This window comes from Methylomonas koyamae (assembly GCF_019669905.1).
In the GTDB taxonomy this organism is placed as follows: Bacteria; Pseudomonadota; Gammaproteobacteria; order Methylococcales; family Methylomonadaceae; genus Methylomonas; species Methylomonas koyamae.
In genome coordinates this window covers 611832-636111 of the sequence record NZ_AP019777.1, presented here as the reverse complement: position 1 = coordinate 636111, position 24280 = coordinate 611832, and the positions used below count along the sequence as shown (strand labels likewise).

Annotated in this window: 32 protein-coding genes and 2 pseudogenes; 12 read left to right on the top strand and 22 right to left on the bottom strand. The window is 49.2% G+C overall.

What is annotated here, in order from left to right:
• Positions 1-6: 6 nt before the first annotated feature.
• From MKFW12EY_RS03075 to MKFW12EY_RS03055, 5 genes are all read right to left on the bottom strand, one after another.
• Entirely contained in the window at positions 7-318 is a 312-nt protein-coding gene (locus MKFW12EY_RS03075) for a phage capsid protein (protein WP_221053985.1), read from the bottom strand.
• A 154-nt stretch (positions 319-472) separates the two neighbouring features.
• Positions 473-1192, bottom strand: a complete 720-nt coding sequence (locus MKFW12EY_RS03070; protein WP_054763798.1) for a hypothetical protein — start codon at positions 1190-1192, stop codon at positions 473-475.
• Between the two features lie 2 nt (positions 1193-1194).
• Positions 1195-1422, bottom strand: coding sequence for a Bbp19 family protein (locus MKFW12EY_RS03065; RefSeq protein ID WP_054763799.1), 228 nt, complete (start codon positions 1420-1422; stop codon positions 1195-1197).
• The gene (locus tag MKFW12EY_RS03060; protein WP_054763800.1) at positions 1419-1619 is read right to left on the bottom strand and encodes a hypothetical protein; all 201 of its coding nucleotides are present in this window, start codon (positions 1617-1619) and stop codon (positions 1419-1421) included. Before MKFW12EY_RS03060 ends, MKFW12EY_RS03065 begins: the two co-directional genes overlap by 4 nt.
• Positions 1620-1641: 22 nt before the next feature.
• A complete protein-coding gene (locus MKFW12EY_RS03055) occupies positions 1642-2163 on the bottom strand; it encodes a portal protein (protein ID WP_280637647.1) in 522 nt (173 codons plus the stop codon).
• 35 nt (positions 2164-2198) lie between these two features.
• Between MKFW12EY_RS03055 and MKFW12EY_RS03050 the strand changes: the two are divergent.
• From MKFW12EY_RS03050 to MKFW12EY_RS03040, 3 genes and pseudogenes are all read left to right on the top strand, one after another.
• Positions 2199-2348: pseudogene (locus tag MKFW12EY_RS03050) on the top strand (IS256 family transposase); the annotation flags it as partial.
• A gap of 67 nt (positions 2349-2415) precedes the next feature.
• Positions 2416-3447: an IS5 family transposase gene (locus MKFW12EY_RS03045; RefSeq protein WP_245006310.1), complete on the top strand. Its 1032-nt coding sequence runs from the start codon at positions 2416-2418 to the stop codon at positions 3445-3447.
• A 111-nt stretch (positions 3448-3558) separates the two neighbouring features.
• A pseudogene (locus MKFW12EY_RS03040) lies at positions 3559-4644 on the top strand (IS256 family transposase); the annotation flags it as partial.
• A 664-nt stretch (positions 4645-5308) separates the two neighbouring features.
• Here the strand turns inward: MKFW12EY_RS03040 and MKFW12EY_RS03035 are convergent.
• Complete coding sequence (locus tag MKFW12EY_RS03035; protein ID WP_157199247.1) at positions 5309-5707, bottom strand: hypothetical protein; 399 nt, start codon at positions 5705-5707, stop codon at positions 5309-5311.
• Between the two features lie 263 nt (positions 5708-5970).
• Positions 5971-6168, bottom strand: coding sequence for a hypothetical protein (locus MKFW12EY_RS03030; RefSeq protein WP_157199248.1), 198 nt, complete (start codon positions 6166-6168; stop codon positions 5971-5973).
• 207 nt (positions 6169-6375) lie between these two features.
• On the opposite strand from MKFW12EY_RS03030, the gene MKFW12EY_RS03025 reads away from it, so the two are divergent.
• The 3 genes from MKFW12EY_RS03025 (at position 6376) to MKFW12EY_RS03015 (ending at position 7716) form a co-directional block, all read left to right on the top strand.
• Positions 6376-6711: an endonuclease domain-containing protein gene (locus MKFW12EY_RS03025; protein ID WP_172680235.1), complete on the top strand. Its 336-nt coding sequence runs from the start codon at positions 6376-6378 to the stop codon at positions 6709-6711.
• A 229-nt stretch (positions 6712-6940) separates the two neighbouring features.
• A complete protein-coding gene (locus MKFW12EY_RS03020) occupies positions 6941-7102 on the top strand; it encodes a hypothetical protein (RefSeq protein WP_157199249.1) in 162 nt (53 codons plus the stop codon).
• A 317-nt stretch (positions 7103-7419) separates the two neighbouring features.
• On the top strand, positions 7420-7716 hold the full coding sequence (locus MKFW12EY_RS03015) for a hypothetical protein (protein ID WP_221053984.1): 297 nt from the start codon (positions 7420-7422) through the stop codon (positions 7714-7716).
• A gap of 78 nt (positions 7717-7794) precedes the next feature.
• Here the strand turns inward: MKFW12EY_RS03015 and MKFW12EY_RS03010 are convergent, their stop codons facing one another.
• The 3 genes from MKFW12EY_RS03010 to MKFW12EY_RS03000 all read right to left on the bottom strand — a co-directional run bounded on the left by MKFW12EY_RS03010 (position 7795) and on the right by MKFW12EY_RS03000 (position 9031).
• Positions 7795-8211, bottom strand: a complete 417-nt coding sequence (locus MKFW12EY_RS03010) for an antirestriction protein (RefSeq protein WP_054760019.1) — start codon at positions 8209-8211, stop codon at positions 7795-7797.
• A complete protein-coding gene (locus tag MKFW12EY_RS03005; protein ID WP_054760021.1) occupies positions 8208-8405 on the bottom strand; it encodes a hypothetical protein in 198 nt (65 codons plus the stop codon). Before MKFW12EY_RS03005 ends, MKFW12EY_RS03010 begins: the two co-directional genes overlap by 4 nt.
• Positions 8406-8509: 104 nt before the next feature.
• Positions 8510-9031 (bottom strand): hypothetical protein, encoded by a 522-nt coding sequence (locus MKFW12EY_RS03000; protein WP_157199250.1) that lies wholly within the window; start codon positions 9029-9031, stop codon positions 8510-8512.
• 227 nt (positions 9032-9258) lie between these two features.
• On the opposite strand from MKFW12EY_RS03000, the gene MKFW12EY_RS02995 reads away from it, so the two are divergent.
• The 3 genes from MKFW12EY_RS02995 to MKFW12EY_RS02985 all read left to right on the top strand — a co-directional run bounded on the left by MKFW12EY_RS02995 (position 9259) and on the right by MKFW12EY_RS02985 (position 10479).
• Complete coding sequence (locus tag MKFW12EY_RS02995; RefSeq protein WP_221053983.1) at positions 9259-9444, top strand: hypothetical protein; 186 nt, start codon at positions 9259-9261, stop codon at positions 9442-9444.
• A gap of 72 nt (positions 9445-9516) precedes the next feature.
• Positions 9517-10089: a hypothetical protein gene (locus MKFW12EY_RS02990; protein WP_157199251.1), complete on the top strand. Its 573-nt coding sequence runs from the start codon at positions 9517-9519 to the stop codon at positions 10087-10089.
• Positions 10090-10140: 51 nt separating this feature from the next.
• On the top strand, positions 10141-10479 hold the full coding sequence (locus tag MKFW12EY_RS02985) for a hypothetical protein (protein ID WP_054760028.1): 339 nt from the start codon (positions 10141-10143) through the stop codon (positions 10477-10479).
• A 30-nt stretch (positions 10480-10509) separates the two neighbouring features.
• Here MKFW12EY_RS02985 and MKFW12EY_RS23160 read toward each other — a convergent pair whose 3' ends face one another.
• Together MKFW12EY_RS23160 and MKFW12EY_RS02980 are read right to left on the bottom strand one after the other, a co-directional pair.
• Positions 10510-10632, bottom strand: a complete 123-nt coding sequence (locus tag MKFW12EY_RS23160; protein WP_256360622.1) for a hypothetical protein — start codon at positions 10630-10632, stop codon at positions 10510-10512.
• Positions 10629-10967: a hypothetical protein gene (locus MKFW12EY_RS02980; RefSeq protein WP_054760029.1), complete on the bottom strand. Its 339-nt coding sequence runs from the start codon at positions 10965-10967 to the stop codon at positions 10629-10631. The genes MKFW12EY_RS23160 and MKFW12EY_RS02980 overlap by 4 nt, the downstream gene beginning before the upstream one ends.
• Positions 10968-11082: 115 nt before the next feature.
• Between MKFW12EY_RS02980 and MKFW12EY_RS02975 the strand changes: the two genes are divergently transcribed.
• Both MKFW12EY_RS02975 and radC read left to right on the top strand, forming a co-directional pair.
• Positions 11083-12270: a tyrosine-type recombinase/integrase gene (locus tag MKFW12EY_RS02975; RefSeq protein ID WP_082409705.1), complete on the top strand. Its 1188-nt coding sequence runs from the start codon at positions 11083-11085 to the stop codon at positions 12268-12270.
• 95 nt (positions 12271-12365) lie between these two features.
• Positions 12366-13040: a RadC family protein gene (gene radC, locus MKFW12EY_RS02970; RefSeq protein WP_221053982.1), complete on the top strand. Its 675-nt coding sequence runs from the start codon at positions 12366-12368 to the stop codon at positions 13038-13040.
• Positions 13041-13046: 6 nt separating this feature from the next.
• On the opposite strand, the gene MKFW12EY_RS02965 is transcribed toward radC, so the two are convergent.
• From MKFW12EY_RS02965 to MKFW12EY_RS02935, 7 genes are all read right to left on the bottom strand, one after another.
• Entirely contained in the window at positions 13047-13778 is a 732-nt protein-coding gene (locus MKFW12EY_RS02965; protein ID WP_054760032.1) for a TIGR00266 family protein, read from the bottom strand.
• A gap of 47 nt (positions 13779-13825) precedes the next feature.
• Positions 13826-16171, bottom strand: a complete 2346-nt coding sequence (locus MKFW12EY_RS02960; protein WP_221053981.1) for a sensor domain-containing diguanylate cyclase — start codon at positions 16169-16171, stop codon at positions 13826-13828.
• Positions 16172-16600: 429 nt separating this feature from the next.
• Positions 16601-17728 carry a succinyl-diaminopimelate desuccinylase gene (gene dapE, locus MKFW12EY_RS02955; protein ID WP_221053980.1) on the bottom strand — a complete coding sequence of 376 codons (1128 nt, stop codon included), beginning with the start codon at positions 17726-17728 and terminating at the stop codon, positions 16601-16603.
• Positions 17728-18066, bottom strand: a complete 339-nt coding sequence (locus tag MKFW12EY_RS02950) for an ArsC family reductase (protein ID WP_054760041.1) — start codon at positions 18064-18066, stop codon at positions 17728-17730. The genes dapE and MKFW12EY_RS02950 overlap by 1 nt, the downstream gene beginning before the upstream one ends.
• A gap of 6 nt (positions 18067-18072) precedes the next feature.
• Positions 18073-18315 (bottom strand): hypothetical protein, encoded by a 243-nt coding sequence (locus MKFW12EY_RS02945; RefSeq protein WP_054760097.1) that lies wholly within the window; start codon positions 18313-18315, stop codon positions 18073-18075.
• A 170-nt stretch (positions 18316-18485) separates the two neighbouring features.
• Positions 18486-19799, bottom strand: coding sequence for a YihY/virulence factor BrkB family protein (locus MKFW12EY_RS02940; RefSeq protein WP_064023345.1), 1314 nt, complete (start codon positions 19797-19799; stop codon positions 18486-18488).
• A 126-nt stretch (positions 19800-19925) separates the two neighbouring features.
• A complete protein-coding gene (locus tag MKFW12EY_RS02935) occupies positions 19926-20366 on the bottom strand; it encodes a hypothetical protein (protein WP_054760043.1) in 441 nt (146 codons plus the stop codon).
• Between the two features lie 249 nt (positions 20367-20615).
• On the opposite strand from MKFW12EY_RS02935, the gene MKFW12EY_RS02930 reads away from it, so the two are divergent.
• Complete coding sequence (locus tag MKFW12EY_RS02930) at positions 20616-21353, top strand: hypothetical protein (RefSeq protein WP_221053979.1); 738 nt, start codon at positions 20616-20618, stop codon at positions 21351-21353.
• Positions 21354-21431: 78 nt separating this feature from the next.
• Here MKFW12EY_RS02930 and MKFW12EY_RS02925 read toward each other — a convergent pair whose 3' ends face one another.
• From MKFW12EY_RS02925 to dapC, 3 genes are all read right to left on the bottom strand, one after another.
• Positions 21432-22004 carry a hypothetical protein gene (locus tag MKFW12EY_RS02925; RefSeq protein WP_054760049.1) on the bottom strand — a complete coding sequence of 191 codons (573 nt, stop codon included), beginning with the start codon at positions 22002-22004 and terminating at the stop codon, positions 21432-21434.
• A 131-nt stretch (positions 22005-22135) separates the two neighbouring features.
• Entirely contained in the window at positions 22136-22954 is an 819-nt protein-coding gene (gene dapD / locus MKFW12EY_RS02920; protein WP_054760052.1) for a 2,3,4,5-tetrahydropyridine-2,6-dicarboxylate N-succinyltransferase, read from the bottom strand.
• Positions 22955-23076: 122 nt separating this feature from the next.
• On the bottom strand, positions 23077-24279 hold the full coding sequence (gene dapC / locus MKFW12EY_RS02915; protein WP_221053978.1) for a succinyldiaminopimelate transaminase: 1203 nt from the start codon (positions 24277-24279) through the stop codon (positions 23077-23079).
• Between the last annotated feature and the right edge of the window lies 1 nt (position 24280).

Here is a 24280-nt window from a genome sequence, read left to right as displayed (position 1 = left end):
CACAACCTATGGCCTCCGAGATTCCCGGGGCGATTCATTAGTTTTCAACTCGTCCAACTTGTCGATAGTTACCGCCGCGTATTTGTCGGCCAAGGTAGCTGAAACAACTGCTTGAGTAGGGTTTAAAAAGGTCAAAGCTGCGTCACGAGTTTTCGTGTTAGCACTCAATGATCCCAATTTGTGGAAGTTATAGGTTGAGCCAGTGACACCAGTTACAGAGCGAACTGCATTGCGGAGTTTCGAACCTTTTTGTTGGTAAGCTTGCTTAACCTCATCATTCCATTGCTGAATAAATGCAGCGGTAATATTAGTAGCCATTATTAAATCCTTTTAATAAGTTAAGTCATAATTTGAATGCTTGTCCGAAACCTATCGGGGCTTTCTTTCAAATTGGCTTAAATTGGGGGGACATCCTTGTCCCAATTTACATCCAGTCTTTGCTATTTATAGCGTCCCAGCTATTAGGCAGGGCTTAACCATAAACTGAGTTGTACCATTCGGTCACAATACGTTGCTTCTCACGGTTTTCTAAGTAATCAGAAGAACGCATTAATTCTTCAACCTCTAACTTACTCATTTTCGTAGGTGAAGAACTTGTGGTTGATGGTATGTTGTCTTCTTTCAATTGCTTGCCAATGTGAGCCAACAGCTCAAGGGCGGGGACGTTATTACCAATTGAATGAATATCGAAACCTTCTGGAGCAAACGTGTTGAATGCTTTAAACGCATCTTTCAAGTTGCCATCAAAGTCATTACCCCATTTTTCCTTTAAAGTCGCGGTCGCTTTTTGTGGGGTTTCCACAATATTTTCGAGCATTTTAGAAACGTTCTGCTCGTAAAGTGCTAAAGCATCGTTGAATTGCTCTTTTGAATATCCTTTTTCAACGGCAAACTTTTTGAATTCCTCCAAACCCTGCGCATCCCATTGGTCTGGGTTTTGAAATTGAAAGTCATATTCAGCAGGGTCGGTTACTGGGGCTTTAGCTCCAATGTGCTTCTCTAACTCAATATATGATTTAGTTAACTTCTGATAGTCTGGCTGACCATCAACTAAAAACTTGTCTGGAACCTTAATCTCGCTGACATTACTTTCAACTTCGGCGGCTCCTAATAGTGAAGACGCCGTTGAAGTTTCGGAACTTGCTGTGCTGTTAAGGTTGTCGCTACTCGCGGCCTGTATATTTTCTTCCATGATTACTCTTCCTGTTCTTGGTCATAAGGTTCAACCTGCGCCAACGCGATATTACGAAGAATAAATTCAATTACGCTTCGTCTACCTTCGTTGTACGCGGTTTTGTATTGGTTATTTTCATCAAAAGACGGAACATCGTAGAAAAGGGCGCTTAAAGTTTGCAGAATTTCATTTCCGTCTGAATTGCGTTGGAAAACTTCGAAATATTGTTGATGGGTTGCTCTTTTCATTTGCTTAGATTTACCTGTTTTCCTTGGCTATATTTTTTGAATAGCTCAATAAGGTCTCGCTCTAATTGCGGATCGGAATTGAACATATCCTGAGTCAAAAACTCTCTATCGAAATACCTTGCACCGCCGGTGCGTTCAGCTAATCGGCGGTAGTAGTCATTAATCAATTTGTTAATCGCTATTGCTAATGCTTCCATTGCGGCTCCTTCAAATAACTATTTATGCCGCTTTCAAAAGTTGCTGAATTCCCTCGGCTCCACCAACCGCATCTAATCCGTTTTTCACCATTCTTGGGTCGGATACCATTTGGCTCTGTAAGGCTTCCTGCTTCTCTTGAGCCTGAGCTTCAGCCTGCTCGTTTCGAAGCTTGATTAACTGCTCTTTTGAACGGATAACATCTGCGGGAACACCAAGTAGAAAAGCTTTCTTACGTTGAGCCAGCTCGAAGTCGTAAACATCCAACACGCCTGGATTCAACTGGCTTGACTGAGCCAGCGATTGTTCAAATCGCTCCAACGCGGTCACATCGTCAATACGTTGAGCACGAGCATTCGGTGAGATGTACTCTGGAATGATGTCTACGTTCATGCTTAACAGCTCTTGAGGAATAGGGCCGAAACTGCCGTCGCGTAAAGCAAGCTGGAAACAGCGGTTCAACAACGGCTCCAAGAACTCTGATTGCATACGGGCAAACACCGGTCCCAATATCGAGGGTGTAAGAATTTTTGTGTAAACGGCCATTAGGCAGGAAACTGCCCTTACTTTGAGGAGTAACTATGACCTTACCAAAAGCCATCCCAACCGACCTAATTGATACCTTATTGTCGGGCTATCAAAAACCTGAAGACCTGCTGGGCGAAAATGGCCTGCTAAAACAACTCACCAAGGCCTTGGTCGAGCGAGCCTTAGAAGCCGAAATGACTGAAGGGAACCTCTAAAAATTGCGCCCGGCGAGTAAAATGAGTCGGAGCTAAAGACCTTTGGAGAGCAGAGATGACGGTGGCACAAGACGACCTTTTCGGTTCCCTGTTTGAACATCGAGATCGTCGAATCGATCGTTTGGGTAATCCGTTGTTGGAATTGGACGCGCAAGTGGATTGGGACGCGTTCCGGCCGCTGCTGGATCGAGTCCATCACAAAGTCCGCAAATCGTCTGCCGGGCGTAAGCCTTGGGATGGGGTGTTGATGTTCAAAGCGTTGGTCATCGCCAGTCTCTACAATCTGAGCGACGAGCAACTGGAGTTTCAAATCGAAGACCGGCGCAGTTTTCAGCGTTTTATCGGTTTGTCGGATGCCAAGCACGCGCCGGACCGCAACAGTTTCTGGCTATTTCGCGAGTCGCTCAAGGCGTTGAAATTGACCGAAACCTTGTTCAACGAATTCAACCGGCAATTGGATCGCGCCGGCCTGATTGCCCGCAAGGGTCAACTGATTGACGCCAGCTTCGTCAAGGCGCCGGTGCAGCGTAATACGCCGGACGAGAACGCCCGGATTAAAGCTGACGAAACCGTCGAGGACTGGTCAGCCTCCAAACGCCGTCAGAAGGATACCGATGCGCGCTGGACCAAGAAAGGTGACAAGAGTTATTACGGGTACAAGAATCACGTCAACGTTGATAATGCCCACAAGTTGGTGCGCAAATACACGGTCACCGATGCCAGCATCCACGACTCCCAAGCCCTGAACGGCTTGCTCGATAGCGGCAATACCAGCCGGGATGTGTGGGCCGACAGTGCGTACCGATCCGAAGCCACGGAAGCCTGCCTTAAAGCACAAGGCTACCGCAGCCGGATTCACCGCAAAGGGGTGCGCGGCAAACCGCTGACTGACCGGGAAAAACAAGGTAACAGTACCCGCTCCAAAACCCGTTGCCGGGTCGAGCACGTGTTTGCCTGGATGGCGCAATGGGGCGGTAAGACGATCCGTTGCATTGGCCTAGCCCGCGCCGAAGTGCGTATCGGCTTCATGAATCTGGTGTACAACATGCGACGTTTTTGCGCCATTCGCAGGGTAGCTGCGTCTTGATGCCGCCCATCGGAGCTGAAAAGGTTTCGAGTTGAAGGTAGTCCGCTTGGAAATGTCCGCTTTCGAGCGCGTTTTACGCCCCGAATCTGATTAATCGTGGATTTTTAGAGGCTCCCTGAACATTTAGGCCATGCCAAGCATGAGTCAGTCTGCAACGCCACCGGCAACACCCGCAATGGCAAGAGCCGTAAAACCCTCAAAGGCGATTTTGGCGCATTGCCGATTGAGATTCCCCGTGATCGTCATGGTCAGTTCGAGCCGCAAATCATTGGCAAACACCAATCCCGCTGGACGGGCTTTGATGACAAGATCATTTCACTCTATGCCCGAGGTCTGACCGTCAGGGAAATCCAGAGCCATCTGGAAGAACTGTATGGCACTGAAGTTTCACCCACCTTGATCTCCTCGGTGACGGACGCCGTGATTGAGGAAGTCAAAGCCTGGCAATTGCGGCCGCTTGATCCGGTTTACCCCATCGTTTATCTCGATTGTATCCACGTCAAAGTGCGCGATACCGGTGCCGTTCGTGTCAAGGCCGTTTATCTGGCCATAGGGATTAACCTGCAAGGAGAGAAGGAAGTGCTGGGCTTGTGGATCGCCCAAACCGAAGGCGCCAAGTTTTGGTTACAGGTCGTGACAGACCTCAAGAATCGCGGCGTGCAAGACATCTTCATTGCCTGTGTCGACGGTTTGAAAGGCTTCCCGGAAGCGATTGAAACCGTCTATCCACACGCCGCCGTCCAACTGTGTATCGTCCACCTAGTCCGCAACAGCCTGAACTATGTCAGTTGGAAAATGCGTAAACAGATCGCCGGCGATCTCAAACGAATATACCAATCCGCCAGCGTCGTTGAAGCAGAGCAAAGGCTGGCTGAGTTCGAGACGCAGTGGAACGAGGCCTACCCGCCCATTGCTCAAATTTGGCGACGTAATTGGGATAGAATCATTCCCTTCTTCGACTATCCGCCCGAGATACGCCGCATCATTTACACTACGAATGCGATCGAGTCGGTGAACATGAGTTTGCGGAAAATCACCAAGAATCGCGGCTCATTTCCCAGTGATGAAGCCTTGTCGAAATTGTTCTATTTGGCCCTGATGAATATCAGTCAAAAATGGACCATGCCGTTGCATGACTGGAAAGCGGCTTTGAATCGGTTTAGCATTCAGTTTGAAGACAGGATGCCCAATCGATAATTAAATCCCGTTTACACAAAATTCAGGACACCCTCCTGCAACGCTCAGATCATTCAGTCACGTGCATCTAATGTCACCCATCGTTTCATCCTTATAAAATTTTCACACATAAAAAAGCCTAAACTGGTACCAGTCTAGGCTAGTTTCTGAAGTGTGCGCGTGAGCTAGGTCACGTTGTCATTGTTTTACGCTAGAATTGGGACATCAATATTTTTGTTATAATCCGATAAAAAATTTACTTGCATATTAATTGCAACTATTTTTTGCTAAATTATATTTAGAAATTCATTGTCTTTTTTATTCATTTTTTTCAAAAGGGGTAAGTTAATGACCAATTTTAAACGTGGCAGCAACGCTGTTCGATGTGGAAAACTGCGCGGGGCGACCGATACTGATTATTTTTATTTTTTCTGCCCCTCATGCGAAGGAAGCCATATAATGAGAATACTCGATTATAGGATTTGTGAAGAAAGAGACAAAAGTCCTTATGATGGTATTGAAGGCATAAGCTCGACATCGTCTAAAGGTTTTACGCTGCAATTTAAAATACATTGCGAAAAATGTAATCTATCAGACACAGTTAAATTAACCAACATAAATGGCTGGCCTAAAGGCGAGCATTCAGTTTCATTAAAAAACCTAGGCTGTTTAGATTAGAAATTTATTATTTCTCAATTGATTTTTCCCACTCCTTCAACGCTATTGCAACAGCTTCTGCTTCATTTATGCCTTCATTTTTTAGCTGGCTTATCCTATTTGTTATAGGGGCTAACTCGGTTGCAATGGCGTTTATGTTTTGCAGATTTTCATTTGCTATGGCTTGTTCATTTTTTCTTTGCCATACTAATAACGCACGTTCAAGTTGTGCTTGCTTTTTACTAAGCACTGCCTTTTCATGCTCTGATATGTTTGCATTATTCGAATTAGCATCAATCCATTTCTGCAAATTTTTAACATGCCGCTTTAGTTGATTGAGATCAAAATCCTCTACATCAGGCTCTGAATATTTTCCAATAAAGTACAATACGGCTAATATAGAAATTATTATTATTAATACTTGCATAAGTCACCATGTATGTGCAAAATTATATTAAATTATAATTTGTTGCAATCTCTAAAGAACTGTCATGAGCAACTGCTTTAATTTGCAGCCATATATTACAGATTTGTTCCATAGTAGTCTCCATTATCATTTTACAATATTCTCAGAACTTCTTAAGGAATATTTTGCTCAAGCAAGCGATATGGATATCAGTAATTCTATCTATATTTCATGGGCATCCGTACGGATATGCTTACTTATTTGCCAGATGTATCTTACAAGGATCAGAAGCCAGAGCAACGTGACCCGCCGCCGTAAGTAGGAGTGCAGTCAAAGTTGTGTAGCATTGGGGGTTGGTAAGAGTTGGCTTGTGCCGCAGAGTTTTGAATGCTTTGCATGTTTTGAACCCAGAGTGCTCTTTCTTCTGGTGTCATTGCACAGCCGGACAGGGTAATTAATGCGATGATTAGTAAAGTTTTCATGTTTGTTCTCCCGTTGTTTTAATAGATCGAGGCTGATTCTATTTAGGCAAGAACACCACGTACACGGCGAGAATAATTATTTTTTCAACCGTGTAAGCGTGTCATTCATGATGATATAAATACTGTAACGTTTTCATAAGGACGTTGTTCTCCAAAGTTCTCCTGCCCCCGCAATGGGGGCATTTTTTTGCATTGAATAAATACACGATGCAAATCAAATCCTTTCAAATAAAACCATTAAGAGAACAGCTTTTAAAAGAGCAAGATGGTAAATGTGCTTTATGCGGCTTTGACTGTGAAGTACCGTGTTTGGATCATTCACATTTTACTGGAAGAATTCGCGGAGTGATTTGCAGGAATTGCAATGTCGCGTTAGGTCGCTATGAAAATGGCTGTGTTCGTTCAGGTAGAAAAGATCGAATTCTCGATATTGCTAAAAACTTAAGTGATTACCTTTTGAATGAACGTTCTGAAATTCATCCAGTTCATGGAAAGAAAAAGCGAAGAAAAGCTCGCGTAAAAAATCAGAAATCTCCTAAATAGATCAGAACAAATTAAAAGGAGAACAAACAATGGAAACAATCATATTCATCGGCAACATCGCAATGCTCGCATCAGTTTCGTATCTGTTGTGGCTATGGCATAAATCAGAAAATGAAACCACTAACTGAAGAAGAATTTCTTAAGAAGCTTGCTGAAGCTAAGCAAACTTTTAAAAACGAAGCAGTACGGAATTACGTGCTTCGATTACTGGAAAAAAGGAGAACACAAAATGAAAAAGGAACTATCACCGGTTTACATAGCAACGTCTAATCCCGATGGAACTGTCGATATTGAAGCAGTTTCACCAGTCAGTGACGAGGAGTTTGATGATTTCATCAACAACAATTTTTTAGGACATATCACAGACTACTATGGAGACGGCGATGAATAACAAGCCATTTGAACAACCGAACGTAAAGCCAAAAGTAAACGCCGAGGCATTGAAAGCTCAGTATCCCGCTTTATACGCAGCAATTATGAAGTTGGCGGTGTAGCATGAAAGATGCTTATTTCGACAATTGCAAAGGTATTCCGCTCGGGTTAGCTTGCGATCTAACAAGCCCTAACTTTAAGCAGACATATGACCACGATAGCTTTCAGATCACTCTCGGTGATTTTAATGAGCTGTACCAAATAGAACCTAAAGGCCAGTTTGACCGGTTAGCTCAGAATGACTGACAACCTTCAACACTCTGCTATCTTTGGAGAATGAACCAAAAATATTTCAGACTTATTGATTTTTTTGACGAACGTTCCAGTCATTATGAGTGTTGGGTTAACTATGTCGGCCATTGTGAGTACGACAACCCTTGGGAACCGTTTAAACCAAAGCTTAAGCAGCCACGAGCTAATCGCAATGATTGGCTATCGCGCAGATTTTACGAGTGTGATGGCGATATGTTTTCGCACCGAGAGTACAAAAAGCTTAGAAAGCTGATGGGACTTCGGCCGATTGATTTGAGCAAGCTTGTACTTGCTGAGAGGTACAAAAAAAGGGAGCGTTAAGCTCCCTTTGAGTGTTTTGGTGTCTTCAGTTATTGTCACAGTCACCGCATGACTTATTCTAGTGTCTAAGCTGGGTGGCTAATCGAGCATTTTAAAAGCTTCCCTTGCCTGGCCGATCTCTTCTGCATAGTTGTAGATCAGCTCGCGCAGGCGATCCCATTTGTCCATCAGTTTTTCATTTTGCGTCCTCTCGATGTACAAGTTCAACGCGAAAAAAGTAATCACCATTCCAGCAAGTGTTGAGTCTATTTCGAATTCGTCACCACTGAAGTTGCGAAGTGTCACTCGTTCAGCACCGTCGAGAACATAAAACGCAACGGTATCTTTCCACGACATAAATTTCCAGTAGCCCCCGCTGTAAGCGGGCATAAGTACATTTGTCATATCGAAGATTTTCAAGTCGAACAAACAATCACCAAAGAACTTTTCATTAAACCCAAGTCGTTCTTCACCCCACGCCTCAACGAAGCTGAAATCTTTTTCGTCTTCGCTCATTTTGACACCTCTTCTTTGATGTCAGCCAGGATCGCTTCGATGTTTGCGATGCCGCGTTTGATTTGACGTTTAGTCGTTTTCTTTGGGTTCAATGGGCGAACCGCTGCAAGCAGTTCATTGAGCAGGTCAGCTAAAGCTTTGTTGATTTCTTCGCTAGCGACTGTGTTGGTTGCTTCTGGTTTGTTAGTAGCCATCTTAGTTCTCCAATCATCGGGATTGCGAATACGAACCATTCGTATCCGTCGAGAGCTAATCTATCACCAAGACTGGAAATGTAAACGGTTGATTTTACTGTTTTTTATGAGTCGCCATTACTCACCAACATAGACACCTGACCTACAAAATGTTTAAACACATCGTCGTGGACCTCATCGGCTATCAATATTTCTAATGCTCGTTCTCCCGCTTTCCAAGTCCATAGATGTTCGGCTACACCGCCACTCAATCTATATAGCTCAATGTGTTGAACACCTTCCTTTGTGAATCCTTTTGATGGTGGGCATCGCTCTTCAAAGCCGCTCAACAGCCCGTCAACATCAACAATGCATCCAGTGATGTGATTTAACGAATCTAATAAACAGTGAGTTGAAGCCACATAGGGCTTCCTTGTGACAGGTTCTTTAGGACGTTTAGGCGGCCAGCAATATACGGGACCTGCAACTTGCGAGCTTCCGTGTTTGTACACATCAAACCTATACACATATAACCAAATAAACTTTTTAGGCTTTTCTGATTTCCTAAAATCCACTTCAACGGTTTTTACATAGATTTCAACGTTTATTTTTCTCATAGCTGAATTGTTATTTGTGAAATAAATCACATTTCCTGTTAATTCGATTAATTCAATTAAAACAGGCAGTTATCAAGACATCCCGCCTTAATTCCGTTCGCTTGTAGCATTTTTCGTACCACTGACAGTTTTGTCATTTTCCCAGAGTATAGCAGGGTTTTTTAATTAGTTTTTTTCCGTAGAATTTAACTCACCAGGACGGGCGACAAACTAGTTTGTTAATACATTTAACTTTAATCCTAACAAAGGAAATCAAAATGAACATTCAAGAACTTTTAACCTTAATTTTCGACAGCGGCGCTAACTCTATCCAAATCCACCGCAACGTCGTTAGGCATGGCAACGAAAACAACGAAGGCGACTATGACGTCTTAAAGCTAAAAATCGGTAATACCGTTTTACACGCTAATAACGACGAAGCCGAATGGTGCCTCGATAAGTAAACGCTAGTTAGGAACTTTTTTCTGCCAAGGACGGCTTCTTAATTAACTTTTTAAATTTTAATGGTGAATATCATGGCTAAATTATCTAACAAACAAATCAAACAACTTGTATCATTTTTGGATGCACAAACTCTAACTTGGAATGTTCCATCACCCGAAAACGCTGAAAACATAACTTCTGCTGACGACTTCATTGCATTCCAAGAATATATTACAAAGCATATAGTGAAAGAAACTTGTGCTTTATTTAATCTCGGCTTGAAAAATGTAGAACCGCGTAAATTTAAAAAGTTAACACCGCACTATAAAGCAAACTTGTATATGTCAATGTTCGATGAATATCAAAACGAAGTGTTAGGGGTTATGCTTCGACCGGTTATTAAAGAATTGCTGACTAATCGATTTGGAATAAATCCAGACGCGTTAATCTGTTCGGCTGTAACTGCAACTGAAGAGCTCGTTTCTCAATTAGGACAAACACCGCGAGTTTATTCTTTTGACGATATTGAAAACCCTGATGATGTTCTTTCAACAGTTATGGATTCGTCAGACAAAACAACTTTCGATGATATGCCTATATTTGCTTTAACTGGTTGGGTAAAACAACTCTTTAAAAACGCTGAGCCTTCTGCAATAGCGGCTTAATGGAAACTAAAGCCACGGACGGCTTTTAAATTAACTAAATCGGTGAATTAAATGAAACTTTATAAACTTACCTCTTTAAACTTCGAATATGACATGCCGAACGGTGCCGTTCATACTGTTCAAATTTTTCTACCAGTCGCTGTTTATGCTGAAGAAGAAATGGACGCACAATACTTATTCTGGCGCAGAATAGACATCGGTATTTACTTTAATAAAGAAATTGAAGAACTGTTAGAAAACGGTGATCTTGAATTTTGGTTTTCAGAATGTGGGGAGGGCGGTGTTTCTTATTTTGTTGAAGAAGTCTCAGACTGGGAACCATTAGAAAACTTCACTATTCTGACCGAAAAAGACGAGCTTGAACAAATTGAAGAAGAATTCATAGCTTAATCGGATTTTCTGTCAAGGACAGCTTAGCTGTTAGACATTCTTAAGTTTTTTGATGGCTTCAGCCAACTTTTCTGCATCCGATTTTTTGGACTGTTTAGTTGGCTTGCTCGGCTTAGCAAAAGCAGCCATTACTCGTTTTAGTTCGTCACTCATGATAGTTCTATTGGTAGGTTCAATAAGAAATAGAAATTAACCGCTGATTTAGTAGAGTAAATCGTCAGCTCACGACCAAAGCCAGTTGTATTGTTTTGCTCGAAAAGGTCTTTGAGTTTTTCGAATAGCTTTGTGCCGCTTTCAATGCTGATATCGTCACCTGTTTCAACGTTCTTAATGACGTATTTGTTGACCACGTTATCTTCGAGGCGGTCAACCGGCCAAACTCGTGCGATAGCGACAACTCTAAAAGTAGTCTTATATTTTGATTGTAAGCGTGGTGCATGAAGATTTTGAATAGCTTCAAAGTCAAGGTCATAGAAAAGAGTTTTCATAATTTAACCAAGTTGATAGACATACCCTTATTTATACAAAGCAGTGTACGACTTTCGTTTTACTGGATAGATTAGCTCCTGTCCTTAGTGGACATTAGCTGATAGGAGAACCTCGATGTCAAACATAGTAAAATTCAAACACTCCCCTAATTATTACGCTCGGTTTAAGCACAAAGGTCGGCTTTATCAAAAATCGACTAACACTACTAGCAAAAAGTTAGCCCAACAAATAGCTGACAAATATTACGAAGAAGTCCTGGCCGGGCTCCACAATGTAAACGGTGAAAATATATCAATTGAAGACGCGATAAAGGGATATGCGTCGTCTAAGCCGTTAACCTCAAAGAACGTTCAAAACGCGGCTAAGTTTATGCTTAAGTGGCTGCCTAACGTGATTGGTCTAAACGAACCAATTTCAAGTTTAAATAATAAAGTCCTTGAAAATATCATTAAGGTTCGTCGCGCAGAAAAATTGAATGAAAGCAGCATTAGTCAAACTGTTAGTTTTATAACGCGCATTATCAAATGGGCTGAAAAGAACGGATATAACGTCGCTAAAATCGAGCCACCAAAAATCAAAGTCAAATCTGGTCGCTTACGTTATTTGTCAAGAGAAGAAGAAATCAGGCTACTTGCTGAGCTAGACCCAAACCGAGTTTATCGCGGCGAAGATAATCCAATCAATTCGTTTGTCCAAGACAACTACGATTTGACTGTACTCTTATTGGACACGGGAGCAAGGTTATCCGAGATAACAACACTCCAATGGTCGCAAGTGAATACTAAAGGCGACAGTATTTCGCTTTATCGTAGCAAGGTTGATAACGAGAGCTTGGTTTATATGACTAACCGAGTTAAAGACATTTTACTCAGACGCTTCAGAGAACGTGGCAACAACAAATATGTTTTCACAAACTCAAAAGGCGGTCATAAAACATGCACTGCGGGAATAAGAGCCGCACTCAATCGAGCTGGCTTAGAAGATTGTACTATCCATACCTTTCGACACACTTACGCTTCGCGTTGCGCGCAAGCTTCAATGTCATTGCATGAAATTAGCTCGTTACTTGGACATTCAAACATCAACACAACTACGCGATATGCACACCTGTGCAAATCGACAGTATCGCAACGAGCCAGAGATTTAATGAACCAATCATCTTCTATTCAGCCTACCACTTCTATTTCGCCCGAAAGTTATACTCATTCTTATACACCGGAAAGCGTTAATTTAACTGAAAAACCGTCATATATTGACGATTTATTGAACGGCCCAAGACCTCATTCAATTAAAATAAGTTAATATAAACAATAAGTTATGATGCTTATACACTGAATAGAAGATTTACCGTAAGTATTCTATGCTTAAAACCGTTTCTTAACGGCCGGAACGAGTTGATGAGCATTAAAAATTGGCCAGCCGCCGAACGTCCGCGCGAAAAATTGTTGCAGCGTGGCGCCGGCGCTTTGACCGACGCCGAATTGTTGGCGATCTTCCTGCGGACCGGCACTGCCGGAAAGTCGGCTGTGGACATGGCGCGGGAACTGCTGAGCGAATACGGCTCGCTACGCGCGCTGCTCGGCGCCGACCGAGAACGGTTTTGCCTGAGCCACGGCCTGGGCGACGCCAAATATGCGCAACTGCAAGCGGTACTGGAAATGGCTCGCCGCCATTTCGCCGAAATTCTGCAACGCGGCAATGCGCTGACCAGTCCCGATATCACCCGCGCCTATCTGAGCGCGCAACTGCGCGGCCACAGCTACGAAATCTTCGCCTGCCTGTTTCTCGACAACCAGCACCGGGTGATTCAATGGGAGGAACTGTTTCGCGGCACGATAGACGGCGCCAGCGTCTACCCGCGCGAGGTTGCCAAGCGAGCGTTGTTCCACCATGCCGCAGCGGTGATTTTCGCCCATAACCACCCGTCCGGCATCAACGAACCCAGTCAAGCCGACCGGCAAATTACCGACAAACTGAAACAAGCGTTGGGCTTGTTCGATATCCGGGTATTGGACCACTTTATCGTCGGCGACGGCCCGCCATTCTCGTTTGCCGAACACGGCCTGCTGTAACCGGCTTTATTGGCTATCCTGGCCCAGCGGCCGATACTGGCTTAACACCCGCTCCGCCAGCCGCGAAAACGGCATGCTTTGAATCCAAACCGACCCGGTGCCTTTCAACGTCGCCAGAAACAGACCCTCGCCGCCGAACAGCATGCTTTTCAGTCCGCCGCTCAGGGCAATGTTGTAATCGATGTCGCCGCTGAACGCGACCAGACAACCGGTATCCAGGCGCAGGGTCTCGTTACGCAGATCCTTGCGCACCACCGTGCCGCCGGCATGGATAAAGGCCATTCCGTCGCCGCGCAGGCGCTGCAGGATAAAGCCTTCGCCGCCGAAGAATCCGCTGCCCAGCCGTTTGTTAAAGGCAATGTCGACCTGAGTGCCGAATGCCGCCGCCAAAAATGCCGATTTCTGGCAGATCACTTCCTGTCCCAACTCAGCCATATTCAACGCGATGATGGTGCCCGGAAACGGCGCGGCAAAGGCGACTTGCCGTTTTTGGCCGCCGCGGTTGCTGAAATGGGTCAGAAACACCGATTCGCCGGTCAACAAACGCTTGCCGATACCGAACAGCTTATCCATCACGCCGCCGGAACCGTCGCCCATCTTGGTTTCGAACTCAATATCCTGCTCCAGATAAGTCATCGCGCCGGCTTCGGCGACCACGGTTTCGTTCGGATCCAATTCGATTTCGACCATCTGGATGTCGTGGCCGACGATCCGGTAATCAACTTCGTGACAATTCATACTTCCTCCGCAAAAACTCAAAATTAGGTTGGAACGCTGCCGTCGGACTAAACCGATTCGCGGCTGCAGTCGGGCTGGTAAAACTCGAAACGGTCGCGGCCGCGCTGCTTGGCAACATACATCGCCTCGTCGGCGTGGCGCAGCAAATAATCGGGATTGCTCGGATCGAACGGATACAAGGTTACGCCGCTACTAATGCCGATTTCGACCTGGCGTCCGCCAATGCGGTAAGTCCGGGCGACGTTCTGGTGAATCCGCTCCAGCGCCTGTACGCATTGCTGCTTCGATTCCACGCCGCACATCAATACCGCAAACTCGTCGCCGCCCAAACGGCAGACGGTATCGTCCTCGCGCAAACCGGCCCGCAAGCGCGCCGCCACTTCCACCAGCAACTGGTCGCCGGCATCGTGGCCCAGATTATCGTTAATTTGCTTGAAACCGTCCAAATCCATATAGACCACACCCAGCATCGAATTGTCGCGCTTGCAGCGCGCCATGGCTTGCTGAAAGCGGTCGCTGAACAAGGTGCGATTCGGCAAATGCGTCAGCGGATCGTGGTGCGCCATCTCTTCCAATGCCTGTTGATGCAGTTTCGACTGGGTGATATCGGAGAACAAGCCGACGTAATTCACGATCTCCCCTTTCGGGTTACGCATCGCCGAGATGGTCAGCAATTCTACGTATAACTCGCCGCTTTTTTTGCGGTTCCATATTTCGCCCTGCCAACAACCCTCGGTCTGCAACAGTTGCCACAGATTTTTATAGAATTCGGCGTCGTGTTTACCGGATTTCAGGAAATTGTGGTTGCGGCCGATCACCTCGTCGCGCGGATAACCGGTAATCGCGCAAAAGGTCGGATTGGCGTCGATGATAGTCCCGTCGGCATCGGTGATCGTGATCCCCTCGTGGGCCTCGGCGAAGACCCGCGCCGCCAACTGTAACTTGTCCTCGGCGCGTTTGCGCTCGGTGATATTGGTCAAAATACAGTGAATAACGGCACCCCCGGTTTTTCGGCTTTGCAGGCGGCCGTCGAGAATGACCGTGATGGTGCCGCCGGACCGTCTGCGCAATGCCAGTTCGCACTCCAACACGCCGTAATGGTTCAGCATTTGCAGTTTCAACCCGAAATCCGGTGCGTTATCGGCGTCCTCGGCCAGCAAATCGAATAAATTTTTGCCTACCAATTCGTCGTGCGGATAATCCAGCAACGCACATAACTGCGGATTGACGTCCAGCAGACAGCCGCTCCGGTCCAGCGCCGCGTAAGCGACCGGCGAGTTTTCGAACAAACTGCGGAAGCGGCGTTCGCTCTGCTTCAAGGATTCGGTCAAGTGCGCCGCAATCAGACTGCTGCGCCGCGCCTTGATATACGCTGCGCTGAAAAAAACCGGCAAAAAACTGATAAACGCCGCCGCCAGAAACTCCGGCCAGGGCGGCTCCAACTTGTTGGTCCGGCGAAATCCGTCCAGCTCGGTAAAACGCAAGGTCCAATGCCTTCCGCCCAACTCCAGGCGCCGGTTCGAGCTGATGCGGTCGCCGCCGGCGATCGGCTGCTGGAAATCCAATGTGTCGTTGCTGTCGTATAACAAGCCGTCACCATCGAGCCGGTCGGCGTCGAAAATTTCCAGCCGCAACGCCGACAACTGTTTACCGAGAATGGCGCCGAGCAAATCGTTCATCCGGTAGGGGATATACACCCAACCTTGCAAAGCGGCGCGGCGTTGCTCCACCGTTTGCGGCACGCGGCCGTGGCGGTAGACCGGGAAGTAAGCCAGCATGCCGGCCTGTGCGTCGGCTTTGGTTTCCTGTACCAAGACCACCTTGCCGGAATAGGCCAGTTCGCCGCTGTCACGGGCCCGTTCCATCGCCTCCCGCCGCACCGGCTCGGAGAACATGTCGAAGCCGAAGGCCCGCAAGTTGCGGCCGGAAAAAGGTTCGAGGAACACGATACTGGTGTAGTGGGCGCGAGGCGTGTCCGGTGATAGCGCATACTCCGGAAAACCCTGAGCCCGAATTTGGGCGATGTGTGCCGGCAATTGGCCGGCCGGAATCCATTGCGCATAACCGACGCCTTGCACGCCGGGATGGTTTTGGTCCAGCTCCAGCATTTCCACGAATTCGCGCCAGTCGTTACGAGTCACTTCGTCGCTGGCGGCAAACACCCCTGCCGCGCTACGCAAGGTTAACGCATGCAATGCCATGCGTTCGCTGATGTTCGAAGCGATTCGCTCCACCTCGAACTCGAAATATTCGTGCAACCGTTGCCGGTGGTTCCGGTCCAGCGCTTGCCAGGCGAAAAATAAAAACCCCGCCGCCACCGACAGCACCAGCAACACCGGTAAATAATGCCGGTAACGCGCTAACGACGGCTTCCCGACTGAGCTGAACTCCATGGCGTCCCCCAAGCCGTATCGGCTGCTTTCAGGGCGGTTTCAAGATTTGCTTCGCCGTTAGCAGCGCGGCGCGCGCCTATCGTATCGAGGCAGGCCGCCGACGCCGAAACATCGGCAAAGCGTTTCGCGGTATCGAAGCGGTGTCCGGCATTGGCACGATGCCAATTGATTTCCGGAAAATATCCAGGGTTTAAGAGTACATGATTTTTGGCGCATGACCAGGGTAGATTCGGCCTCGCCGGCGCTCTAAAGCGGAGCGGGCTTAACCGGCGGAAGCGGTCCATGCGATTGGATAGAGAAAAATCCGCTGCTCAGGCCTATGATTTGCGGAACTTTGGCAGACGGCAGATAAGGGCCTTCCCGCGCCGCCGGCCACCCTCAGAGCGGGCGACGGCTCAGCTTCAGGCGATTGACAAGACCGGCAACGGTTTAGGCCAGCAAGTTGACCAGTATCTGCTGGTAAATCCGGCTCAGCGTTTCCAAATCGTCCAGCCCGATATGTTCGTTGACTTTATGAATGCTGGCATTCAACGGCCCCAGCTCGATGACCTGGGCACCGGTCGGGGCAACGAAGCGACCATCGGAGGTGCCGCCGCCGGTATCGTCCTGGGTCTGAAAGCCGCACACCGTTTCGATCGCGCCGTGAGTGGCATCGATCAGCTCGCCGCGCGCCGTCAAAAACGGATTGCCCGACAGCCGCCATTGCAAGTCGTATTTGAATCCGTATTTGTCCAAGATGGCCTGAGTACGGGCCTTGATCGTGGCTTCGTCGAGTTCGGTGCAGAAACGCAGATTGAACTGCACCTCGGCTTGGCCGGGAATGATGTTTTCGGCACCGGTACCGGCATTGATATTCGACACCTGCAGCCGGGTAGGCGGAAAGAACCGGTTGCCGTGATCCCAGACTTCCTCGGTCAAATCCTTCAAAGCCGGCGCGAAAGTATGGATCGGGTTTTCCGCCAACTCCGGATAAGCCACATGGCCTTGAATACCGAATACGGTCAGTTTGGCGCACAGCGATCCGCGGCGGCCGACGCGGATCACGTCGCCGACGGTTTTATCGCTGGAAGGCTCGCCGACCAAGCACCAATCGATCTTTTCGTTGCGGCCTTCCAATACCTCGACCACTTTGACGACGCCGTGAGTCGCCGCGCCCTCTTCGTCGCTGGTCATCATCACCGCAATCGAACCTTTATGCTGCGGATACTGGGCGATAAAGCGCTCCACCGCGGTGACGAACGCGGCGATACCGCCTTTCATGTCGGCCGCACCGCGGCCGTAGAGTTTGCCGTCGCGCAACGTCGGCTCGAACGGCGGCGAATCCCAGGCCGCCAGCGGTCCGGTCGGCACCACGTCGGTATGGCCCAAAAATACGAATAGCGGCGGTTCGCTGCCGCGGCGCAGCCACAGGTTTTGGGTATCGGCGAAGTTCAGGCGTTCGTCGTTGAAGCCGAGTTTGCCGAGGCGTTCGGCCAGCAAATCCTGGCAGCCGGCGTCGTTGGGAGTGACCGATTCGCGCCGAATCAGCTCTTCCAGCAGAGAAAGCGTTTCTGTCATTATGCGCTGGGGTATTGCTCGGGATTGAAACCGACCAGCAGTTGCCGGCCGTCGTCCAGGATCGGGCGTTTAATCAAAGTCGGTACGGCCAGCATCAACTGCACGGCTTTGTCGGGAGTCAAGTCGCGTTTTTGCTCGTCGCCGAGTTGGCGCCAACTGGTGCTGCGCTGGTTTAAAACGGCATCCACTCCAAGCGTATCGACGAACTTTTGCAGCAAAGCCGGCTCCAGGCCGTCGGCGCGGAAATCGTGAAAACGGTATTCGATACGGCGGGAATCCAGCAAAGCTCTGGCTTTTTTCACCGTATCGCAATTCTTGATGCCGTATAACACCTTCATTGCCGCTTATGCCTCGCCGGCCAATAATTCGTCCAAGCTAGGCAGGCTCTTATCGGCCAGGGCACGGGCCTTGTAGACGTCGACGAATTCCATGAACGCTTGTTCGAGATCGTCCAGCACTTCTTCTTCGTCGGCCACCTCGTCTTCCGGAATCTCGTCGGATTCCAAATAGTCTTTCTGGATCGCGATTTCGCCGTTCAGGGACAGCAGCGCAAGGATCAGGGCATTATTCGAAATATTTTCTGGCATGGTGTGCTCGCAGGTTGAAATGGAAGAACAGAATTGAGCAGGAGGCTGCTGGGATTGGACCGTATCAAAAACCGGCAATAGTTGTTGCATGCATGCAAGGACCGCCTCCATCGAATTTGGCCGCATTGTAACGCATTGCCGGCAAGCGATGTTAACCGCGGCGTTCGGCGTCAAATGTTTTTCAGTAAGCGGTTACCGGCGCTATCCGCCATCGCCTGTCGAAAATGGTCGACGGCTTCGGCAAAATCCTGCTGCGGCTGAATATCCGGCAACTGGTTCTGGCCGCAGCATTCCAACGCATCGACCACATAGCCGATACTGAGAATATTAATATCGACCGCCGGCTGAAACACCGAGACCGTTTGTTCCGGATGGCAAAATTCGACGACAATGCGGCTGGCGATCAACTTATTCAACAATGCCTGGACCAAGGCCAGCGGAATCATCAAATCCCGCGCCAATTCTTCGGCCGAGGGCGGCGCCTCCTGCTTTAGAAAACGCTTGACCAGGGCATGAGTGATTTGCAGCGCCAGAATTTTCTTCAACGAAAAGCTCAGATTGCCGAAACGGTCGCCATGGCGGTGTATCGGATAATTTTGGATATAAAACGCCATCTCGCAGCCGAACAAGACGATGATCCAACAGCTTTGCAGCCAGACCACGAACAGCGGCAAGGCCGCGAAACTGCCGTAGATCGCGTTATAGCTGGACACGCCGATTTGCAGACTCAAATAGGCCCACTGCAAGCCGTGGTAAAGCAGCCCGGTCACAACGCCGGCAACCAGCCCGGCACGGTAGTCTATGGCATGGTTAGGCATAAATACGAAGACCACCGTAAATAGCACGATCATCAGCAACAGCGGCGACAGGCCCAAGGCCTTTAACACCAACCAGACGCCGAAAGCCGGCAAATGGATCGCCCCGGCCAGCCAGCCGACCTGAGTTTGCAGGAACACGGTAAGCCCGCTGGCCGCCATCAACAATACCGGCCCCAACAACATCAGCGATAAATAGTCGCTGCATTTGCGGCTCCAACTGCGGCCCTGCTCGATTTTCCAGATGAAATTGAACGATTCTTCGATGTTGGCGATCAGGCTGACCACGGTCCAGAACAACACGGCGATACCGATGCCGGCCACCACTTCGCCCTGGGTCTTGGCCAGTAGGTTTTGAGCGAAGCCGATCAAGCGCAGCATCAGTTCGTCCTGCTGCGGCGCTCGCTCCAATAGCTGCCGTTGCAGCAGCTTTTCGAAACCGAAGCCCTTGGCGATACCGAACAACATCGCAATCACCGGCACGATGGACAGGATGCTGTACAAGGTCAGCGCCGAGGCTCGCAGTTGGCATAAATCGCGGCGAAAGCCTTGCACCGCCAACAACGCGATCTTCAGACAACGGACGCATAGCGCCGGCCACCAGGCCAGACTCCGCTCATCCAGCCGCCAAATATCCTCTTTGCAGAACAGCAACAGATTCATTGCCATATAAGTCTCCTTGTTGGAGCAGTTCGGCAGGTGCGAACGATACGCCGCGCCGTTGATCGACAGTATGCCGGATAACGCCGGCAAAATCCCGGTATTCCGAGCGCATCGATTGCCGAGTTATTCGGCTCAGGCCAGGCGTCGCAAATTAAGCCGCCGCCTGCCGTGCAACAACCGGCAGCGGCCGAGAAAGCCGGGCAACCTGTTAAAGGGGGCGGCGACACGCAACAGCCATTGCCGATCCGGATAATACGTCAAACGCAATTGGTCGAGTCCGGCGATTTCGACGCCGTCCAGCACGAACGATGCATAAGGCAAACCCAGGCTGCGCCTGGCCAAAATCCGCAATTCCGGGCTCAGCAACACGAACTCGCTGGCTTCCTCGAACGGGCAATCCCAATCGCAAATCAGCAAATAATCGCCGGTTCCGGTTTGAAATTGGTGCAGCAACCGATAGCCGGGAACGTAGCAAGCGGTTGGCACGCCGTTCTGTAACAGCCGGGTTTGCAACGGCCAATACCGGTAATCGCCGGCATGGCTGGCCAGAGAAAAAACATCGATCGCCTGCACGGAACGTCCCCAGTGAAACTGCGGTTAGCGTCGAAACAGCAATCGGCCTTTAATTCGCCGAAGTAAATTATTCTGCACTCTATCGCCCCATTTGAACGCTTGAAGTTTACAATAACCGGCTATCGAACCGGCCGGTACCGGCGTACACGCCGTGCATGTTTTGCGCGACTACAACTTGCCGACAGCATATTTCACGTATCGGCGCCGGCAAAGAACGAACTACCGTCAAAGACAAGGACCATTTCTCCCATGCAATTCACCGAAACCGGCACCCTGATCAGCTGGCAACTGGACGATATCGACGTTGTCGCGCCGCTCCACGACAAACCGGGCGGCGGCTCGCGCGGCGGAGTTTACCTTTGCATCCCCAATTTCGAGGAACTGTCGCCGCCGTTCAGCGTTAAGCATGGCGAATACCGCACCACCGTTTGCGATGTCACGCTGCCGCATCAAAAAAACCTGTCGGCATCCGACGTACACAACTGGGGCAACATCGAGGTAATCAGCGATTGGGAAGAAACCGACGAACAAAACAGCAAGACGCTAAAAGTCACCACCACCATCCGCGCCCTATCGGACACCGCGTTGGTGCGCCCCGGCTTTCATCCGTATTTTTCGATTACGCCGAACAGTTTTCTGGATATTGGCGACAGCCGGATAGACATCGCCTCGCTGCCGCACGATAGCATGCGCGCTTATCCGGCGGCAGCGCCGCATGATCCGGTCAAACTGAGCACCGAGGAATTTGCCGTATCGATGGCCTGCGAGATCAGCCCGCTGCCGCAGCCGATCGCACTGGCGTTCGGCATCTGGAGCGACAAAAAAGCGGAATATGTTTGTATCGAGCCGATTATCGGCAAGCAACTCGGCTCAGACGGCTTGCCGACGCCGCTGGCGTTGCGGAAAAGTGAAGAATTGGTATTGGCGTTTACGATTCACGCATACAGACTGATGTTTGCGAAAAAATTGTCAAACTTAAAGCAGTAGTTAGCATAAAGAGAACGGAATCAAAACCCCAGGCTTCTGACACCTATCCAGATTGTTTGACTTCTCGTGAATTAACAATTAAGCAAACGCGGCGAATAACTGATACGCCGAAATGAGCCCGAAAGCAAAAAATGCGTAAGAGGCAAATCCAAGGAAAATACACAGAACGTTTAACCAAAAGCCTATGCGGCGAGTCGTCGAATTGGAACTGGCATAAAGCCATTGAGTTACATAAGTCAGGCCAGATGTGATTGCAATAGCCAAAACTCCAAACGTAAATGGCAGCAGACAAGTGCCAAAGGCAGGAACCTTGGTCGGTTGGAACTGGGCTAAATGACCAATGAAAGCGAGAAGAGCAACAGATGCACCACCATTTAAAAGAAAGGATGATTTTATTGCGCTTTGTCCGGAAGAAATAACAGACCGGAACATTTCGAGATTGCTATCGCTATTAAGCTTGTTAGCCTGAATCCAATTCTGAAGATCAGCTTTATATCTCTCAATTTCAATTGGAGTTGGCTCTATTTCTGGCGAATTTTCAACTTCGGTCAGATAAGAAATAAGGTTGTCGCAATAGATTGCAGCCGTACCTTTGGCCTTAATATCTTCAATCATGGCCTTCATTTGACTAGCAAACTGCTTAGTACTCATATTTGGCCTTTATCCAAAACTTGAAATAAAAGTGAATCGAACCCCTTATGATGGACGGCCGCAAGGCAATCCACCAACGCCTCAACGAGGCAATGGCGTTTTGCTACCGCAAAAACGCCATTGTAAATAAATCAATCCCGCAACAACTCGTTAATCCCGGTTTTGCTGCGAGTTTTTTCGTCCACTTGTTTGATAATCACCGCGCAATACAGGCTATGGCTACCGTCTTTGGAAGGCAGGTTGCCTGATACCACTACCGAGCCGGCCGGGATGCGGCCGTAGGTCACTTCGCCGGTCATCCGGTTGAAAATCTTGGTGCTTTGGCCAATGTAAACGCCCATCGAGACCACGCAGTTGTCTTCGACGATGACGCCTTCGACGATCTCGGAGCGGGCGCCGATGAAGCAGTTGTCGCCGATGATGGTCGGGTTGGCTTGCAAGGGTTCCAGTACGCCGCCGATGCCGACGCCGCCGGACAAGTGCACGTTTTTGCCGATCTGCGCGCAGGAACCGACGGTAACCCAGGTATCGACCATGGTGCCGCTGTCAACGTAAGCGCCGATGTTGACGTAGGACGGCATCAGGATCGCGCCAGGCGCCACGTAGGAGCCGTAGCGTGCCACCGCGTTAGGAACGACGCGGACGCCGGCTTGAGCAAAATCCGCTTCGCTGTAGCTGCCGAATTTGGTCGGCACCTTGTCGTAATAACGCACGTCGCCGCTTTCGATGACTTTGTTTTCGTTGATGCGAAACGACAGCAGCACGGCTTTTTTCAGCCATTGGTTGGTCACCCAATCGCCGTCTTTTTTCTCGGCGACGCGGACTTCGCCTTTGTCGAGCATATTCAAGACTTCGGCGACCGCGTTGCGGACTTCGGTAGAAACGGTGGACGGACTGATTTCGGCGCGGTTTTCAAAGGCGTCGTTGATGATGGTTTCCAGGTTTGACATGAGCTCTCTAGTTGGAAGGGTTTTAAAAAGGGTGGAATTGCTCCCCCTTTAACAAAGGGGGATTGAGGGGGGATTTATCTGAAAATCTCCCCTAACCCCTCTTTTTCAAAGAGGGGAAATTCCTAGGCGTAATTTTCATTGAGAAAAACTTTGATACGTTGCGCGGCTTCGACACATTCCTCGATCGGCGCGACCAAAGCGATGCGCACATGATTGGCGCCGGGGTTCATACCATCGCTGTCGCGCGACAGGAAACTTCCGGGCAGCACGGTGATGTTTTGCTCGGCGAACAATTTTTGGGCAAATTCCGTGTCTGACATCGGTGTCTTCAGCCAGATATAAAAACTGGCCGGCGGCCGCTCGATTTCGCAGACACCTTTTAAAATGTCGATGAAGGCGCTGAACTTGTCGCGGTAGAGCTGGCGGTTATGTTTGACGTGCTCCTCGTCGTTCCAGGCCGCGATGCTGGCGTGCTGGGTCGATACCGGCATCGGGCAGCCGTGGTAAGTGCGATATTTCAAATACTGCTTCAACACCTCGGCGTCGCCGGCCACGAAGCCCGAGCGTAAGCCCGGCGCGTTGGAGCGCTTGGACAGGCTTTGAAAAATCACGCAGCGTTTGAACTCGGTGTTGCCGGCCTGATAAGCGCTTTGCAGCAAACCTTGCGGCGGATTGGCCTCGTCGTCGTACAGTTCGGTGTAGCATTCGTCGGAGGCGATCACGAAGTCGTATTTTTCCGCCAATCTCAATAATTTCAGATGGTCGGCCTGCGACAACACCGTGCCGGTCGGATTGCCGGGCGAGCAAATAAAGACCAACTGACAACGCTGCCAAATCGCTACCGGCACGCTATCGAAATCCGGCAAATAATCGGTTTCCGCCGTGGTATTCAGATAATACGGCTCGGCACCGGCCAGCACTGCTGCGCCTTCGTAAATCTGATAAAACGGATTCGGCATGACCACGACCGGTTTATCGGCCGGATCGATTACCGCCTGCACCAACGAAAACAGGGCCTCGCGGGTGCCGTTGACCGGCAATACCTGGGTTTCGGCATCGACGCCGCCGGCTGGTATCCCGAAACGCCGGCAAGTCCAGTCGGCAATCGCCTGGCGTAATTCCGGCAAGCCCTTGCTGGTCGGATATAGCGTCAAGCCATGCAGATGGCGCAATAGCGCTTCCTGGATGAAGTGCGGCGTCGCGTGTTTGGGTTCGCCGATCGACAAGGCGATATGGGCTTTGTCGGCCGGCGGCGTAATGCCTTGCTTCAAAGAAGCCAGCTTTTCGAACGGGTAAGGGTGAAGTTCGGCTAAATGCGGATTCATG

Bases quoted from the DNA above. Each gene is read 5' to 3' on its own strand.
- MKFW12EY_RS03075 (WP_221053985.1), bottom strand. From the start codon at position 318: ATGGCTACTAATATTACCGCTGCATTTATTCAGCAATGGAATGATGAG.
- MKFW12EY_RS03070 (WP_054763798.1), bottom strand. From the start codon at position 1,192: ATGGAAGAAAATATACAGGCCGCGAGTAGCGACAACCTTAACAGCACA.
- MKFW12EY_RS03065 (WP_054763799.1), bottom strand. From the start codon at position 1,422: ATGAAAAGAGCAACCCATCAACAATATTTCGAAGTTTTCCAACGCAAT.
- MKFW12EY_RS03060 (WP_054763800.1), bottom strand. From the start codon at position 1,619: ATGGAAGCATTAGCAATAGCGATTAACAAATTGATTAATGACTACTAC.
- MKFW12EY_RS03055 (WP_280637647.1), bottom strand. From the start codon at position 2,163: ATGGCCGTTTACACAAAAATTCTTACACCCTCGATATTGGGACCGGTG.
- MKFW12EY_RS03045 (WP_245006310.1), top strand. From the start codon at position 2,416: ATGACGGTGGCACAAGACGACCTTTTCGGTTCCCTGTTTGAACATCGA.
- MKFW12EY_RS03035 (WP_157199247.1), bottom strand. From the start codon at position 5,707: ATGCAAGTATTAATAATAATAATTTCTATATTAGCCGTATTGTACTTT.
- MKFW12EY_RS03030 (WP_157199248.1), bottom strand. From the start codon at position 6,168: ATGAAAACTTTACTAATCATCGCATTAATTACCCTGTCCGGCTGTGCA.
- MKFW12EY_RS03025 (WP_172680235.1), top strand. From the start codon at position 6,376: ATGCAAATCAAATCCTTTCAAATAAAACCATTAAGAGAACAGCTTTTA.
- MKFW12EY_RS03020 (WP_157199249.1), top strand. From the start codon at position 6,941: ATGAAAAAGGAACTATCACCGGTTTACATAGCAACGTCTAATCCCGAT.
- MKFW12EY_RS03015 (WP_221053984.1), top strand. From the start codon at position 7,420: ATGAACCAAAAATATTTCAGACTTATTGATTTTTTTGACGAACGTTCC.
- MKFW12EY_RS03010 (WP_054760019.1), bottom strand. From the start codon at position 8,211: ATGAGCGAAGACGAAAAAGATTTCAGCTTCGTTGAGGCGTGGGGTGAA.
- MKFW12EY_RS03005 (WP_054760021.1), bottom strand. From the start codon at position 8,405: ATGGCTACTAACAAACCAGAAGCAACCAACACAGTCGCTAGCGAAGAA.
- MKFW12EY_RS02995 (WP_221053983.1), top strand. From the start codon at position 9,259: ATGAACATTCAAGAACTTTTAACCTTAATTTTCGACAGCGGCGCTAAC.
- MKFW12EY_RS02990 (WP_157199251.1), top strand. From the start codon at position 9,517: ATGGCTAAATTATCTAACAAACAAATCAAACAACTTGTATCATTTTTG.
- MKFW12EY_RS02985 (WP_054760028.1), top strand. From the start codon at position 10,141: ATGAAACTTTATAAACTTACCTCTTTAAACTTCGAATATGACATGCCG.
- MKFW12EY_RS23160 (WP_256360622.1), bottom strand. From the start codon at position 10,632: ATGAGTGACGAACTAAAACGAGTAATGGCTGCTTTTGCTAAGCCGAGC.
- MKFW12EY_RS02980 (WP_054760029.1), bottom strand. From the start codon at position 10,967: ATGAAAACTCTTTTCTATGACCTTGACTTTGAAGCTATTCAAAATCTT.
- MKFW12EY_RS02975 (WP_082409705.1), top strand. From the start codon at position 11,083: ATGTCAAACATAGTAAAATTCAAACACTCCCCTAATTATTACGCTCGG.
- radC (WP_221053982.1), top strand. From the start codon at position 12,366: ATGAGCATTAAAAATTGGCCAGCCGCCGAACGTCCGCGCGAAAAATTG.
- MKFW12EY_RS02965 (WP_054760032.1), bottom strand. From the start codon at position 13,778: ATGAATTGTCACGAAGTTGATTACCGGATCGTCGGCCACGACATCCAG.
- MKFW12EY_RS02960 (WP_221053981.1), bottom strand. From the start codon at position 16,171: ATGGAGTTCAGCTCAGTCGGGAAGCCGTCGTTAGCGCGTTACCGGCAT.
- dapE (WP_221053980.1), bottom strand. From the start codon at position 17,728: ATGACAGAAACGCTTTCTCTGCTGGAAGAGCTGATTCGGCGCGAATCG.
- MKFW12EY_RS02950 (WP_054760041.1), bottom strand. From the start codon at position 18,066: ATGAAGGTGTTATACGGCATCAAGAATTGCGATACGGTGAAAAAAGCC.
- MKFW12EY_RS02945 (WP_054760097.1), bottom strand. From the start codon at position 18,315: ATGCCAGAAAATATTTCGAATAATGCCCTGATCCTTGCGCTGCTGTCC.
- MKFW12EY_RS02940 (WP_064023345.1), bottom strand. From the start codon at position 19,799: ATGGCAATGAATCTGTTGCTGTTCTGCAAAGAGGATATTTGGCGGCTG.
- MKFW12EY_RS02930 (WP_221053979.1), top strand. From the start codon at position 20,616: ATGCAATTCACCGAAACCGGCACCCTGATCAGCTGGCAACTGGACGAT.
- MKFW12EY_RS02925 (WP_054760049.1), bottom strand. From the start codon at position 22,004: ATGAGTACTAAGCAGTTTGCTAGTCAAATGAAGGCCATGATTGAAGAT.
- dapD (WP_054760052.1), bottom strand. From the start codon at position 22,954: ATGTCAAACCTGGAAACCATCATCAACGACGCCTTTGAAAACCGCGCC.
- dapC (WP_221053978.1), bottom strand. From the start codon at position 24,279: ATGAATCCGCATTTAGCCGAACTTCACCCTTACCCGTTCGAAAAGCTG.